At 50.7% G+C, this 13,731-nt stretch carries 15 protein-coding genes; 1 reads left to right on the top strand and 14 read right to left on the bottom strand.

Annotated features, from left to right (window positions below):
* The 5 genes from scfB to ftsH form a co-directional block, all read right to left on the bottom strand.
* On the bottom strand, nucleotides 1-1,359 hold the full coding sequence (gene scfB, locus DW965_RS04310) for a thioether cross-link-forming SCIFF peptide maturase (protein ID WP_117509255.1): 1,359 nt from the start codon (nucleotides 1,357-1,359) through the stop codon (nucleotides 1-3).
* Nucleotides 1,360-1,475: 116 nt separating this feature from the next.
* Nucleotides 1,476-1,616 (bottom strand): six-cysteine ranthipeptide SCIFF, encoded by a 141-nt coding sequence (gene scfA / locus DW965_RS04315; protein WP_022461131.1) that lies wholly within the window; start codon nucleotides 1,614-1,616, stop codon nucleotides 1,476-1,478.
* A gap of 133 nt (nucleotides 1,617-1,749) precedes the next feature.
* Nucleotides 1,750-2,142: a TIGR04086 family membrane protein gene (locus DW965_RS19050; protein ID WP_158554962.1), complete on the bottom strand. Its 393-nt coding sequence runs from the start codon at nucleotides 2,140-2,142 to the stop codon at nucleotides 1,750-1,752.
* A gap of 61 nt (nucleotides 2,143-2,203) precedes the next feature.
* Entirely contained in the window at nucleotides 2,204-3,901 is a 1,698-nt protein-coding gene (locus DW965_RS19055; protein ID WP_158582805.1) for a hypothetical protein, read from the bottom strand.
* 152 nt (nucleotides 3,902-4,053) lie between these two features.
* Nucleotides 4,054-5,913 (bottom strand): ATP-dependent zinc metalloprotease FtsH, encoded by a 1,860-nt coding sequence (gene ftsH / locus DW965_RS04325; protein ID WP_117509257.1) that lies wholly within the window; start codon nucleotides 5,911-5,913, stop codon nucleotides 4,054-4,056.
* Between the two features lie 257 nt (nucleotides 5,914-6,170).
* On the opposite strand from ftsH, the gene DW965_RS04330 reads away from it, so the two are divergent.
* Entirely contained in the window at nucleotides 6,171-7,061 is an 891-nt protein-coding gene (locus tag DW965_RS04330) for an RluA family pseudouridine synthase (RefSeq protein WP_119198073.1), read from the top strand.
* Nucleotides 7,062-7,174: 113 nt separating this feature from the next.
* Here DW965_RS04330 and DW965_RS04335 read toward each other — a convergent pair whose 3' ends face one another.
* The 9 genes from DW965_RS04335 to truA all read right to left on the bottom strand — a co-directional run bounded on the left by DW965_RS04335 (nucleotide 7,175) and on the right by truA (nucleotide 13,724).
* Nucleotides 7,175-7,675 carry a heme-degrading domain-containing protein gene (locus tag DW965_RS04335; RefSeq protein ID WP_243036372.1) on the bottom strand — a complete coding sequence of 167 codons (501 nt, stop codon included), beginning with the start codon at nucleotides 7,673-7,675 and terminating at the stop codon, nucleotides 7,175-7,177.
* A gap of 191 nt (nucleotides 7,676-7,866) precedes the next feature.
* Nucleotides 7,867-8,661, bottom strand: a complete 795-nt coding sequence (locus DW965_RS04340; RefSeq protein ID WP_118640218.1) for an RnfABCDGE type electron transport complex subunit B — start codon at nucleotides 8,659-8,661, stop codon at nucleotides 7,867-7,869.
* Nucleotides 8,662-8,674: 13 nt separating this feature from the next.
* Nucleotides 8,675-9,250: an electron transport complex subunit RsxA gene (gene rsxA / locus DW965_RS04345; protein ID WP_022461368.1), complete on the bottom strand. Its 576-nt coding sequence runs from the start codon at nucleotides 9,248-9,250 to the stop codon at nucleotides 8,675-8,677.
* On the bottom strand, nucleotides 9,247-9,951 hold the full coding sequence (rsxE, locus tag DW965_RS04350) for an electron transport complex subunit RsxE (protein ID WP_022461369.1): 705 nt from the start codon (nucleotides 9,949-9,951) through the stop codon (nucleotides 9,247-9,249). The genes rsxA and rsxE overlap by 4 nt, the downstream gene beginning before the upstream one ends.
* Complete coding sequence (locus DW965_RS04355; protein WP_118749969.1) at nucleotides 9,948-10,586, bottom strand: FMN-binding protein; 639 nt, start codon at nucleotides 10,584-10,586, stop codon at nucleotides 9,948-9,950. Before DW965_RS04355 ends, rsxE begins: the two co-directional genes overlap by 4 nt.
* On the bottom strand, nucleotides 10,583-11,539 hold the full coding sequence (locus tag DW965_RS04360; RefSeq protein WP_118700452.1) for an RnfABCDGE type electron transport complex subunit D: 957 nt from the start codon (nucleotides 11,537-11,539) through the stop codon (nucleotides 10,583-10,585). The genes DW965_RS04355 and DW965_RS04360 overlap by 4 nt, the downstream gene beginning before the upstream one ends.
* Before the next feature lie 13 nt (nucleotides 11,540-11,552).
* Nucleotides 11,553-12,881 (bottom strand): electron transport complex subunit RsxC, encoded by a 1,329-nt coding sequence (gene rsxC / locus DW965_RS04365; RefSeq protein WP_119198085.1) that lies wholly within the window; start codon nucleotides 12,879-12,881, stop codon nucleotides 11,553-11,555.
* A 106-nt stretch (nucleotides 12,882-12,987) separates the two neighbouring features.
* Nucleotides 12,988-13,143 carry a hypothetical protein gene (locus tag DW965_RS22440; protein ID WP_256372843.1) on the bottom strand — a complete coding sequence of 52 codons (156 nt, stop codon included), beginning with the start codon at nucleotides 13,141-13,143 and terminating at the stop codon, nucleotides 12,988-12,990.
* Nucleotides 13,128-13,724: a tRNA pseudouridine(38-40) synthase TruA gene (gene truA, locus DW965_RS04370; RefSeq protein WP_256372490.1), complete on the bottom strand. Its 597-nt coding sequence runs from the start codon at nucleotides 13,722-13,724 to the stop codon at nucleotides 13,128-13,130. The genes DW965_RS22440 and truA overlap by 16 nt, the downstream gene beginning before the upstream one ends.
* Nucleotides 13,725-13,731: the final 7 nt, after the last annotated feature.

Here is a 13,731-nt window from a genome sequence, read left to right on the forward strand (position 1 = left end):
TTAATCTTCGGCCAGAGCTGCCTTTATCATCAATGCACACTCGATCCGTTTCTGCTGCATCTTGCATCCGATCTCGTAAACATCGTTGATCTTACCTGTGAAATTGTAGGAGTTTGCCGCGCATCCGCCGCTGCAGTAGAACCGTGCAAAGCACTGGCTGCACTCCTTCTTGGAATAAACGTTGCATTTTTTGAATTCGTTGACAGTTTCTGTCTTTTTCACGCCTTCGTAAACATTTCCGAGGCAGAAATCTTCCTGTCCTACGAACTGGTGGCACGGATAGAAATCGCCCCACGGTGTTACCGCAAGGTACTCGGTTCCGGAACCGCAGCCGGAAAGACGTTTATAAACACATGGTCCGCCGGTCAGATCGATCATAAAGTGGAAGAAATTGAAGCCTCTTCCTTCTTTTTCTCTCTTGATCATCTCTCTTGCCAGAATGTCGTACTGTTCGAAGATCACCGGAAGGTCTTCCTCACGGATCGCATAGTCCTCGGTCGGAGGCGCTACAACAGGCTCAACCGAGATCTGCTTGAAGCCGAGGTCTGCCAGATGGAGAACATCAGCTGCAAAGTCTGTGTTGTAATGCGTGAAGGTTCCGCGCACATAGTATTTATCCTGATGACGAAGCTCAGCGAATTTCTGGAATTTCGGCACGATCAGATCGTAGCTTCCGGCACCTTTGCGGAACGGACGCATGTGATCGTGAACTTCTTTTCTTCCGTCGATACTTAATACGACGTTGCCCATCTCTTTATTGCAGAACTCCATGACCTCGTCGTTTAAGAGAACACCATTGGTGGTCAGGGTGAAACGGAAGTTCTTGTTATGTAACTTCTCCTGTTCCCTTCCGTAGGCTACGAGCTGTTTTACAACATCCCAGTTCATCAGCGGTTCACCGCCGAAGAAATCTACCTCGAGGTTTCTTCTGCTGCCGGAGTTTGCGATCAGGAAATCAAGCGCTTTTTTGCCGACTTCCAGGGACATCAGTGCACGTCTTCCGTGATACTCGCCCTCTTCTGCGAAGCAGTAACGACAGGCAAGGTTGCAGTCGTGTGCAATGTGGAGGCAGAGTGCTTTTACGACGGTCGGACGGTTGGAAAACTGATCAATTGCGTTTTCGTAAATGTCTTTTGTAAAGAGCATGCCGTTGTCTGTAAGTTCCTGAATTTCTTCTCTGGCTTCGGTGATGTCCTGCTCGGCATATTTACTGCTAAGCGCCTCTGCTGCCTCTTCTGCATTTTTTCCTTCGTTCATGCAGGAAAGGACATCGTATACGCAGTCATCCACAACATGGACGGAGCCGCTGTTGACGTCCAGCACCATGTTGAAGCCATTGCTTTTATATAAATGTATCACTGTGGTATTCCTTTCTATAACTCTCTCTTTTTTTGATGTGCCTGGCAAAAAGAATGTTCCCAAATCCGGCGAAACCGGTTCTGGGAACACCTTTTACTCGTCCTTATGGATTACTTTTACTTATGCTCGCAGCTCTGGTTGCCTACGGTGCAAGAAGTCTTACATGCGGACTGGCAGGATGTCTGGCACTCACCGCATCCACCTTTTTTTACAGTGTTCTGTAAGCTTTTTGTATTTAAAGTTTTGATGTGTTTCATGGCACATTCCTCCTTCATTGTAGTTGACGCGCGACTTTTTTATAGTCTTCGGCCATTAGCTCTTCCCATTATAGCATAGGTTTTTCAAATTTAAAAGTCTGTTTTTTGAAAAAATGTTCTGTTTTGTCCGCTTTTATCTGCCGTGTGCCGTCATTCCGCCTGCCATTCCGCCGACGGCACAGACTGCTGCCGCCCACAGAAGTCTTCCGGCTCCGGCAAATCCGCCCGGCAGGAAGACTGCGGAGACGATGATCAGAATGGCAAAATACACGATTCCAAAGCAGATGCCCCAGAGAAACCGCCGTTTTCCCGCCATGTTTCCTGCCATTCTTCCGCCGGAAAAGCTTGATGCCAGATAGATCACCACAATGCCCGCCTGCACCCAGCTTTCCTTCCAGGAAAATTTCCAGAGCAGGAAAGACAGCAGCAAAAGAAGAAGCACCGAGATCAGATAGGAAACGAGAAGAGCCTTCAGCCAGCTGATCCCGCTGCCCGCACCCACCGCCCATGTTTTCTTTTCTTCCATAAGAAAAAGCCCTCCCATACTGTAAATGTATGGAATGGCTTTTCCGGATATGCCTGTTTCTTTATTTTTCGTCAAACGGATGATTCTTTTTGAATTCCAGCCATGCGGCCATGCTCTTTGCGCGTTTCGCCTGCATCTGAAGGAATGCCATGCAGAACATAACGGCTGCAGAAAGTGCGGAGCTGATCGCCAGCGGAAGCACCATCGTCTCATCGCCGGTGTTGACCGGGATGCTGCGGATGCTTACAGTGGTCTGTGTCTTCTTCTGCGGAATCTTTGTGCTTCCGGTATTGGAATTGGAAGAGCTGTTGTTACTGCTGCTCTTCGACGGTGTGGCTGTCGGAGTCGGAGTGGATGTCTTATTCGTTCCGTAGTTGTCCGGTCCTACAAGGATCGTTCCTGCGGCACGCAGCGTACTTACGTCATCGGCTGCACTTGCTGTCATTTCACCTGCACTCAGGTTGGATTTCTGCTCTGCAGCTGCAAGCAGTTCATGCTCGCCTTCGTCCGCCGTCTCAGCTTCTGCTGTTTCCGTCTGCTCCTCTGATACAAGGCTTCTGGACAGACTTACTGCCACCGGCTGGATCAAAAGAGAGACATTGGAGATCAGATAGCCGTCTTCTGTGCTGTCCGTACCGGATGGATTGGAAATTTCATCGAAATTTTTTACGGTTTCGTTTTCTTTCTGAATTTCATCTTTTACAAGGTCATCCAGATTTTCATCCTGTTTCCACTGGTCCGATGATGCATCATTTCCCGTTCCGTTCTGGTTATCCTGGTTTGTATCGTCCTGGTTTGTATCATCTGCTGCAAGATCGTCTTTTGCTGTATCATCCGGGGCAGGTGTCACGGTTGGATCTTCTGCCGGAGTTTCCGGATTCTCCGGATTTTCACTGTCATCGGTATTCTCGCCCGGTGCTGTCGTCGGAGTTACTTCCGGCGTTACGGTCGGTTCCGCATCCGGTGTCGGCGCTGCCGTTGGTGTATCCCCTGTATCTTCTCCGTTGTCCGCATCCGGTGTCGGAGTTGCCGTTGGTTCCTCCGCCGGCGTTACGGTCGGCTCTGCGTCCGGCGTTTCCGTCGGTTCTGCGTCCGGGGTCACCGTTGGTTCTGCGGTTGGCTCTGCATCCGGCGTTTCCGTCGGACCCGGAGTTGGTGTTACGGTATCTTCTGCCGCATCCGGTGCCGGAGACTCGCCTGGCGCAAGCGTTGGTGTTTCCGAAACCGTTTCTTTTGCTTTTTCTGCTGCCAGAACAGCCTCATATCCGGCTTCTGTCACCACGATTTCATCTGCCGCAAAAACGGTATCTGTTACTCTTCCCCTGAAGTCTGTTTTCTGCTGTTTCTTTCGATACGTTTCCAGCTCTTTTTCATCCATTCCGACGAATACCAGATATTTTTCTGCTGCTTCCTCCGCTGCCGTTTTGCTGGTATCTGCAGCAGTGTTTTTTTCGGTTGTTTTCCCGTCCGCCTGCAGTTCTGCCGCTGCAACCGCAAGAAGCTCCTGTGCTTTTTCCACGGTTTTTACTGCTGTCTCTGCCGTTGTACCGTCTGCCGTATCATCGCCGGTTTTCAGATTCACATAAACGGCTGCCCGTTTTGTCTCTGTACCGTTCTCCGTTCCGGAGACAGTTTCGTTCTGTACTGCGCTTTTTTCCGTTCCTGCCGATGCGCTGGCACGGAGCGGAACTGCATCGGAAAATACCAGTGTGCCCGCAAGGACAGCACCCATCACTTTCCATGCCTGTTTTTTCTTCATTGCGTTTCTCCTTATGTTCTCTTGGTCTATCCTAAAAAAATCTGTCTTTTTGTGTCATAATTTCGCATTACAGCATTATAGCACAAGAAAGAATCCCGCGCAAGGCTGAAGTCGCCTTGAAACGCGGGATTCTCATCTGCTTTTATCGCTTTTTAGTTTGTTTCCATTCTCGTTGTCGTGAGCTGATCCGGGGATAAATTCAGGATTTCCATAAACTCATCACCTGTGATTGTCTCTTTCTCATACAGATATTTTGCCAGCTCGTGGAGTTTCGGCATGTTATCTTTTAAGAGCTGCTCTGCTTTGTCGTACTGTTTTCTGACTGCTGCAACAACCTTCTCATCAATCTGTGCTGCTGTCGATTCGGAGCATGCCAGGGAAGTGTCACCGCCGAGGTACTGGTTCGTTACCGTCTCAAATGCAACCATACCAAATTCCTCGTTCATACCGAAGCGGGTGATCATGGCTCTTGCCACCTTCGTTGCCTGCTCGATATCGTTCGAAGCACCTGTCGTGATGGAATGGAACACCAGATCCTCTGCCACACGGCCGCCGGTCAGGGTTGCAATTTTATTTTCCAGCTCTTCACGGCTCATCAGATTATGCTCATCTTCATCCACCTGCATCGTATAGCCGAGGGCGCCGGACGTACGCGGGATAATGGTGATCTTCGTAACTGGAGCGGAATGGCTCTGCAGTGCTGCGACGAGTGCATGGCCGACCTCGTGGTAGGAAACGATCAGTTTCTCTTTGTCGGTCATGATCTTATTCTTCTTCTGGTATCCGGCGATGACAACCTCAACGCTCTCCTCCAGATCCGCCTGGGTGACGAATTTTCTTCCATCACGGACGGCACGGAGTGCTGCCTCGTTGATCATATTGGCAAGTTCTGCACCAGAAGCACCGGATGCCATACGTGCGATCGCATTGTAATCGACATTGTCGCCCACGCGGATGTTTTTCGCATGGACTTTCAGGATTTCCTCACGGCCTTTTAAGTCAGGCAGTTCAACCGGCACACGGCGGTCGAAACGGCCCGGACGAAGAAGTGCCGGGTCCAGGGAATCCGGACGGTTCGTCGCTGCCAGAATGACAACGCCTTTCTTTCCATCGAATCCATCCATCTCGGCAAGCAGCTGGTTCAGGGTCTGCTCACGCTCGTCGTTTCCGGAGAATCCGCCGCCGTCACGTTTTTTGCCGACGGTATCGATCTCATCGATAAAGACGATACACGGTGCTTTCTCATTTGCCTGCTGGAACAGGTCACGCACCTTCGCAGCTCCCATGCCGACGAACATCTCGACAAACTCAGAACCGGAAATGGAGAAGAACGGAACATTTGCCTCTCCGGCTACTGCCTTTGCAAGCAGCGTTTTACCGGTTCCTGGAGGGCCGACAAGCAGTGCTCCTTTCGGCATTTTTGCACCAATTTCTTCATATTTTTTTGGATTATGCAGGAAGTCAACAATCTCCTGTAAAATTTCTTTTGCCTCATCCTCTCCGGCAACATCTGCAAATTTAATGCCGGTTTCGGACTGTACATAAACCTTGGCGTTGCTCTTTCCAAAGCTCATCGCATTTCCCATGCCGCCCATCATCTTGCTCGTCATGCGTTTCATCAGCCACTGTCCGAGCGCAACCATCACAACGATCGGTATTACCCATGTTAAAAGAAATTCCATGAGTGGCGACATCTGCTCTATGATCGGCGTTCCGAATTCGGTAATACCTGCCTCATATAAACGATCTACCAGCTTGTAATCATTCATCACACCCGTCTTATAATAATTCGCCGGGCTTGATTTGTCGCTGAAAATAATCTCATTTGACTGGATCTGGACTTCGCTGATTTCGTTGTTATCTACCATCTGCAAAAATTTTCCGTAATCAACTTCTGTTACTTTTGGCTCGAGAAGTCTCGGGAAAAGCAGAAGATTTAACAGCAGAATGACGATCAGCGCAATCACATAATAAAAAATTATGGGTTTTTTCGGTTTTTGCACCTGTTTCATCTGTATCCCCTCCTGTTTCTTGATTTTCTTTCTTTTTTAGTAGCATAAACTTTTCTTTCGCTAAAATCAATCAAATTCTGACATTTCATGAAACTTTTATACTTTTTTATATTTTCGCTATAGAAAGGTAAGTTTCTTGCTTTTCCATCTGTTTTCGGCTATACTTGCGAAAGACTGGGAAAGTCTCTTTTTGAAATTTTGCCCCGAAATGACGGGGTTCATTCGATAAAAAAGCTATAGAAACGGAGGTTTTGTGTATGGGACACAGGTTTACATATGTGGTTTCGCCGGAGGAGGAACGGGAAAATCTGACTGTGGAATGGTTTCTCCGCCGGCATGGATATTCGCGCCATATTATTACGGGCTTAAAACGCACAGAGGACGGCATTTTCCGAAACGGCGTCCGCGCCTGGACGAGCCAGACCGTGCACGCCGGGGATGTGATCGAAACGCACCTTGTCGAAACAGAACCCTCCGACGGAATTCTGCCGCGACCGGTTCCGTTTTCGGTTGTGTATGAGGATGACGACATCCTCGTTGTGGATAAACCCGCTGATACGCCGATTCATCCGTCGATTGGAAATTATGAAAATACGCTGGCAAACGGCATTGCATGGTATTTTGAACAGAAAGGTGAACCCTTCGTCTACCGCTGCATCAACCGCCTCGACCGCGACACCACCGGCCTTATCGTACTCGCCAAGCACGCCTTAAGCGCCGCCGTCCTCTCCCAGGCCATGCGCTCCCGCGAAATCCACCGCACGTATCAGGCCTTCGCCCTCGGCGAAACCGCTGCATCCGGCACCATCGACGCCCCGATCGCCCGCCTCAACGGCTCCCTCATCCAGCGCACCGTCGACTTTGCCTCCGGCGAGCGCTCCGTAACCCATTACCGCACCCTCGCGCACTGCTCCGTTTTCTCCCACCTCGAACTCAATCTCGAAACCGGCCGCACCCACCAGATCCGCGTCCACATGGCTTACATCGGCCATCCGCTGCTCGGCGATACCCTCTACAACAAAACTCCCGGCACTTTCCCCCGCCAGGCACTTCACTCTGCATCGCTCTCCTTCGTCCATCCGATCACCGGAGAACCCTTAAACTTCCACGCACCACTGCCGGAAGATATGCAAAACCTGCTGACATAAACCAACCCCCGTGAGTTGCCGCTCACGGGGGTTTTGTTGTCCCTGATGGAACTGTCATGTCTTTTTGCCGGTGACATTGTATCATACACAAAATTTAGTTTCAATCATCATTTTCATACAGTTCTGATTCTCGGTACTTCATCGATATGCAAATATTTGCTGATGCATTTCACAATCATATCATGATCCGAAACCTGTCCCATGCCGGACACTGCTACGGTTGCCACAACGCCGACTTCTTCCACGCAGATCGGAAAACCTCCGCCCAGCATTGCGTATTCCTTCGGGTCCAGTACCATCTGTTTTACGCTCTCCGGCGCATTCGTCGCTGCCATGTAGAGCTGCAGCGAACTCCGCTCCGTCAGAAGCACCGAATTGCTCTTCCGTCTCATCAGCTCCACATTGTGCGGCGTAATGCCGTTATCACAATACTGGAATACAACTTCCCCGTTGCTTCTGCGGATCATGATGCCAACCTGTGCTCCGCGCCGTCTTGCCTCCATCAGGATCATCGTTCCCAGTTCCCATGCGTCTGCATTTGTAAAATGCGTAAACTGCAGAATATCCTCCTGCATATCGAGCACTTTCATCAGTTCATCCATTGTCATTGTCATACTTTTGCCCCGTCCTTTCTGCCATTTTATATTTTTTTAGCTTTTCGCCCCTCGTTTTCTGACTTTCAGTTTATCATTTTCCCAAATTCAAGTCAAGCCAGCCACCCCCGGCATTGGCTAACACGATATCACCGAAAAGCAAAAATTCCACGCCGCAGAAGTTCCCTCCCACAGCATGGAATTTCTCATTTTTATTTTTCTACCATAATACACTTCCGCGGGCAGTTCTCCGCGCAGAGGCCGCAGCCTGTACATTTTGCCGGGTCGATTTCGGCGCGCTGGTCCACAACGTGAATTGCATCCGACGGGCAGTTCTTCTCGCACTTCTTACATCCGATACAGCCGATCTCACACGCTGCCATCACCGCCTTGCCCTTCTCGGTTGAGCGGCATTTCACCGTGATCTTCTGCTCATACGGAATCAGGTCGATCAGATTTCTCGGACAGGCCTTCACGCAGGCACCGCATGCCTTGCACGCTTCGCCGTCCACAACGGCAATGCCGTTTTCAATATGGATCGCATCAAACTTACATGCCTTCACGCAGTTTCCAAAACCAAGACATCCGTTTCCGCAGCTCTTCGGACCGCCGCCCGGTACAAAACCGGCGTAGGAGCAGTCCCTTGCACCCGTGTATTCATACTTGTTCTTTGCCACGTCACACGTACCGGCGCACCGTACCACTGCTTTTCTGCGCTCCTGTGCTCCGGCTTCCTGTCCCATAATGGCACCGATCGCTGCCGCAACCGGCGCTCCGCCGACCGGACAGACCGAAATCGGGGCTTCACCCTTTACCACTGCAGCCGCCGCTCCGTCACAGCCCGGGTAACCGCAGCCGCCGCAGTTGTTGCCCGGCAGCGCTTCACGGACCTTCGTCTCGCGCTCGTCCACTTCCACATAAAACTTCTTTCCGGCAATTCCAAGGAGAATACCAATCAAAAGGCCGGTTCCACCCACCATCAGGGTGGCTGCTAAAATACCATTCATCTCTTCATCCCTCCTAGATCATTCCGGAAAATCCCATAAATGCCATTGACATCAGCATAGCCGTAAGAAGAACGATCGGCATTCCTTTGAATGACTCCGGGATATCGTTGTACTCCATCTTTTCCCGCAGGCCGGCCATCAGCACCATGGCAATCGTAAAGCCGATTGCGGTTGCCAGACCGTAAACCGTACCCTGCAGAATCGTGTAATCCTTCTGTACGTTGATGAGTGCCACACCGAGTACCGCGCAGTTTGTTGTAATCAGCGGAAGGTAAACGCCGAGCGCTCGGTACAGAGACGGAATCGTCTTTTTCAGGAACATCTCAACGAGCTGTACCAGCGCCGCGATGACAAGAATGAAAACGATCGTTTTCAGATAATCAAGTTCTGCCGGTGCCAGGATAAATTTGTAAATCAGACTTGTCACAAATGAAGAAATCGTGAGGACAAAAATAACCGCTCCGCCCATGCCGGCCGCCGTATCCATCTTTTTGGAAACACCGAGGAACGCACAGATGCCGAGGAACTGGCTTAAGACAACGTTGTTCACCAGCGCAGCACCGATGGCAATCAAAATCAGTTCTTTCATTTCGCTTCCTCCTTTCCTTTCACAGCCTGGCAGTATGCCTTATTGGCGCATGCCATACAGCCGGTCTCTTCTGCCGGGACTGCCGGTTTTCCGGTTTTCTCTGACTTCTGGCGTTTGATGCGGTTCTGCACCGCAACGAGCATTGCCAGCACAAGGAATGCACCCGGCGCCATGATGAAGATGTTGACCGGCTCGTAAGCACTCGGCATTACCTGGATACCGAACAGGGTTCCGGCTCCGATCAGCTCACGGAACATACCGATCAGGGTCAGGCCGACGGTAAATCCAAGGCCCATGCCGATACCATCAAATAAAGACGGGATCGGACCATGTTTTCCAGCATATGCCTCGGCGCGTCCCAGGATGATACAGTTTACAACGATCAGCGGGATGTAGATGCCAAGGGCGGAATAGAGTGCCGGAATAAAACCTTCCATCAAAAATTCCACGATGGTTACAAACGATGCCACAACAACGATGTATGCTGGCATACGCACGCCGTCCGGGATGATTTTCCGAAGCAGGGAAATCATCAGGTTGGAGGCGGTCAGGATGACCATCGTCGCAAGGCCCATGCCGATACCGTTCTTTGCAGAAGTGGTAACCGCAAGCGTCGGACACATACCCAGCATCATGACGAAGGTCGGGTTTTCTTTTATGATACCATTATAAAGCCGTTCCAGCGGCGTATCTTTTCTCATGAGTTCCCTCCCTCTCCGGAAAGCAGACCGGATTCACTGCAGTAGTTAAAACAGCAGATTCCTGCATTGACACCGTTTGTTACAGCGTTCGTTGTCAGAGTTGCTCCGCTCAGCGCATCGATTTCATCATCCGCGGATGCGCCGGATTTTGTGTAGGAGAATGCTTCTACGTTTTTATCCTTGAACTGATTCTTGAAATCGTCTGTGTCGGCACGCATACCAAGGCCGGCCGTCTCGGAAAGTGACAGGAAAGAGATTCCTTTTGTCGTTCCGTCCGATGCAATTCCCATCGAGAACTGCATGCCGCCGCCATAGCCTTCGGTTGTGGAGATGATCTCAACCAGGCCGATCGTCGCGCCGGATGCGTCTTTTGCAAGCAGCAGTTCGTCAATCGTCTGTGCTTCAAAACCGTGGCCGATCAGTGCTGCCGTAAGCTCTGCCTGTTCTGCATCGCTCATTGTTACTTCTTCAAAGGAAACTGCCTCCGGGAATACGTTCTGGCAGGATTCCTGTTTTTCTTTTTCCTGCTGTTTCTGGATCGGCTCTAAGGTTACCTGGTGGGCCGCACCGAGAAGCAGGCCGGCGATCAGCGTAATCGCCGCAAGAATCAGGGCATTTTTTACTATTTTATTCATGCTTTCTTCTTGCCTCCTCTTCCGAATCCAACCGGCACGGTCACGCGCTCAATAAGCGGAACCAGAAGGTTGGTAAAGATGATAGCATAGGAAACGCCCTCTGCCGAATTTCCAAAGATACGGAATACACCGGTCAGAAGTCCTAAAATGACCGCGTAGATATACTGTCCCTTCTTTGTGATCGGGCGGGTAACGTAATCGGTTGCCATGAACCATGCGCCAAGCATCAGACCACCGCCAAAAAGATGCGCGCCAAGGAAATTGATATCAAAACCGTGGCCGCCGAAAATCAGGGCAAATAAAAGCTCTGTTCCAATGTAGATGAGCGGAATATTGAGGTCGATCACATGAATACAGACAAGGAAGATGCCGCCAAGCAGAAGTGCCAGTGCGGAAGTCTCACCGATCGTTCCGGTCGTATTTCCAAGGAACATAGACAGCAGATTCACCTGCTCTCCTGCTTTTGCTGCGGCGAGCGGTGTCGCACCGGATACGGTATCCACGAGGTGTGCGGCTGCCGGGGCAGCGAAGTTTGTCATATGACCCGGGAAGGAAATCAAAAGGAAACATCTTCCTGCAAGCGCCGGGTTCATGATGTTCTGGCCAAGACCGCCGAAAAGCTGTTTTACAACGAGAATTGCAAACACACCACCGATCACCGGCATCCAAAGAGGTGCCTGCACCGGCATGTTCATTGCCAGCAGAAGACCGGTTACCAGTGCACTGCCGTCGGCAATCGTCACCGGTTTCTTCATTCCTTTTTCATACAGATATTCCGTCAGGGGACAGACTGCCATCGAAATCGCAATCAGAAGCAGTGCCCGAAGGCCGAAATTCCAGACTCCCACGCAGGCTGCCGGGGCAAGGGCAAGCAGGACGGCAAACATGATTTTGTCTGTCGTCACCTTGGACCGCGCGTGTGGGGAAGATGATACGTGTAATAATCCATTCATATGTAAGATCCCCCTATTTCTTCTTTCTCTTTGCCAGAAGCACTTTACGCATCGAGCTGATTTCCTGCGTCAGCGGACGTCTTGCCGGGCAGATAAAGGAACAACAGCCACATTCACAGCACTCCATTCCGCCGTATTTCAGGAACTTCTCTTCCTCTCCGTGCTCCGCAAAAACGGAAAGGCGGGCCGGAAGAATCTGACCCGGACAGACGGAAACGCAGCGTCCGCAGTTGATGCAGGCAGATGGTGCCAGCGCAGATACTTCATCCTCCGTAAGGCAGGTCAGTGCAGATGTTGTCTTAGTAACAGGAACATCCATTGTAAACAATGCTTTTCCCATCATCGGGCCTCCGCAGATGATCTTAGCTGCCTCATGTTTCAGACTGCCTGCCTGCTCTAAAAGTTCGGACAAGAGCATGCCGACCGGCACTTCAAAGTTGCATGGATTCTGTACTGCATCTCCCGTCACGGTAACAATACGGCTCATCAGCGGTTCGCCGAAGCGGACTGCCTGGTAAATAGCGGTTACGGTGTCGATGTTGTCCACGATACAGCCCGCGTCCGCCGGCAGCATGGAGGAATTTACCTTTCGTCCCATTGCTGCATAGATCAGCATACGCTCGGCACCCTGCGGGTATTTCGTTTTAAGCTCCAGAACCTCAATGTTATCCTCCGGAAGCACCAGCTCACGGAACTTCGCGATACAGTCCGGTTTGTTGTCTTCAATGCAGATGACTCCCTTTGCCCTCGGGAACATATGCAGCATGATTTTTAAACCTCCGATCACCTTTTCCGGCTCTTCGAGCATTCTGCGGTAGTCGCTTGTCAGATATGGTTCGCACTCGGCACCGTTGACAAGAATGTGGTCAATCGCTGACGGATCTTTCGGTGATACCTTGACGTGTGTCGGGAAACCCGCACCTCCCATTCCGACGATTCCGGCTTCTTTGATCTTCTTCCGGATCGTATCTGCATCGAGCTTTTCCCAGTGCGGGCACTCCTCAAATGTTTCTTTTTCATACAGCCCGTCGTTCTCCACAACGATACAGTCTACCGGGGAACCGGCTGCGGAAACTTTTTTCTCAATTCCTTTTACCGTGCCGGAAACCGATGCGTAAACAGGAGCCGAAACAAATCCTCCCGCTTCTGCGATTTTCTGTCCCGCTTTTACATGGTCGCCTTTTTGTACGATCGGCACAGCAGGCGCTCCGATGTGCTGTGACACTGCGTAATACAATAAGTTGCCCGGCTGCGCTTTGACAATCGGTTTGTCCTTGGAGAGCTCTTTTCCCTCGTACGGGTGAACGCCGCCATGAAAAGTATTTCTTTTCTTCTGAAACATGCTTTTCACCTCATCCTTTCTCTTTTCTATGCTGCATTTATCAATTCACAGCCTTTTTTCGGTTTTTTATGCAAAAAAGGCTGGTGCATTGCCCTGATTATTTCGGTTATTCATATCGGACTTCTTTTAACAGGAGTCCGCATGCCGGTGCAAGAAAACCCGCACTTTCGCGATTTTTTGCTTTGAGAAGCTCCGTCATTGATGCGATATCCCGTTTTCCCATCCCGGCCTCCACAAGCGTTCCGGTCAGGATCCGCACCATGTGGTACAGAAAACCGGTTCCGGTATAGGAATGATAAGAATCCCGTCTTTCTCGCAGAAATCAATTCCGGTAATCGTCCGTACCGTCGATTTTTTCATACGTTTGTTGGCACAGAAGCTCCTGAAATCATACGTTCCGATAAACGCTTTCGATGCTTCTTTCATTTTTTCCACATCGAGCGGTGCTTCCGGAAAATACACGTATTTCCGCTCGAAAACATGCTTTCTGCCATCGATCACGATACGGTATTCGTATGTTTTGTCCACCGCATTCAGACGGCTGTGGAAGCGCTCCGGCATCCGCGCGAGGCTGGTGACTTCGATGTCTTCCGGCAGATAATGGTTGATTGTCTGCAGAAGTTCTTCATCGGATAGATCGGTATGGAACTTTGCATTTGCGACCTGTCCCGCCGCATGGACGCCGGCATCGGTTCTGCCCGCGCCGTGGATCTCCACCGGCTCTCCTGCGATCCTGGACAGCAGCGTTTCGAGCTTGCCCTGAATCGTGTTGTCCGTATTTCCCTGCTTCTGCCAGCCGTTATAGCGCGTGCCGTCGTACTGCAGGATCATTTTATAATTCATCTTTTTC

Origin of the sequence: Blautia sp. AM47-4 (assembly GCF_003479865.1) — a bacterium.
Taxonomy (GTDB): domain Bacteria; phylum Bacillota; class Clostridia; order Lachnospirales; family Lachnospiraceae; genus Fusicatenibacter; species Fusicatenibacter saccharivorans.

Bases quoted from the DNA above. Each gene is read 5' to 3' on its own strand.
- scfA (WP_022461131.1), bottom strand. From the start codon at position 1,616: ATGAAACACATCAAAACTTTAAATACAAAAAGCTTACAGAACACTGTA.
- DW965_RS19050 (WP_158554962.1), bottom strand. From the start codon at position 2,142: ATGGAAGAAAAGAAAACATGGGCGGTGGGTGCGGGCAGCGGGATCAGC.
- DW965_RS19055 (WP_158582805.1), bottom strand. From the start codon at position 3,901: ATGAAGAAAAAACAGGCATGGAAAGTGATGGGTGCTGTCCTTGCGGGC.
- ftsH (WP_117509257.1), bottom strand. From the start codon at position 5,913: ATGAAACAGGTGCAAAAACCGAAAAAACCCATAATTTTTTATTATGTG.
- DW965_RS04330 (WP_119198073.1), top strand. From the start codon at position 6,171: ATGGGACACAGGTTTACATATGTGGTTTCGCCGGAGGAGGAACGGGAA.
- DW965_RS04335 (WP_243036372.1), bottom strand. From the start codon at position 7,675: ATGACAATGACAATGGATGAACTGATGAAAGTGCTCGATATGCAGGAG.
- DW965_RS04340 (WP_118640218.1), bottom strand. From the start codon at position 8,661: ATGAATGGTATTTTAGCAGCCACCCTGATGGTGGGTGGAACCGGCCTT.
- rsxA (WP_022461368.1), bottom strand. From the start codon at position 9,250: ATGAAAGAACTGATTTTGATTGCCATCGGTGCTGCGCTGGTGAACAAC.
- rsxE (WP_022461369.1), bottom strand. From the start codon at position 9,951: ATGAGAAAAGATACGCCGCTGGAACGGCTTTATAATGGTATCATAAAA.
- DW965_RS04355 (WP_118749969.1), bottom strand. From the start codon at position 10,586: ATGAATAAAATAGTAAAAAATGCCCTGATTCTTGCGGCGATTACGCTG.
- DW965_RS04360 (WP_118700452.1), bottom strand. From the start codon at position 11,539: ATGAATGGATTATTACACGTATCATCTTCCCCACACGCGCGGTCCAAG.
- rsxC (WP_119198085.1), bottom strand. From the start codon at position 12,881: ATGTTTCAGAAGAAAAGAAATACTTTTCATGGCGGCGTTCACCCGTAC.
- DW965_RS22440 (WP_256372843.1), bottom strand. From the start codon at position 13,143: ATGGTGCGGATCCTGACCGGAACGCTTGTGGAGGCCGGGATGGGAAAA.
- truA (WP_256372490.1), bottom strand. From the start codon at position 13,724: ATGAATTATAAAATGATCCTGCAGTACGACGGCACGCGCTATAACGGC.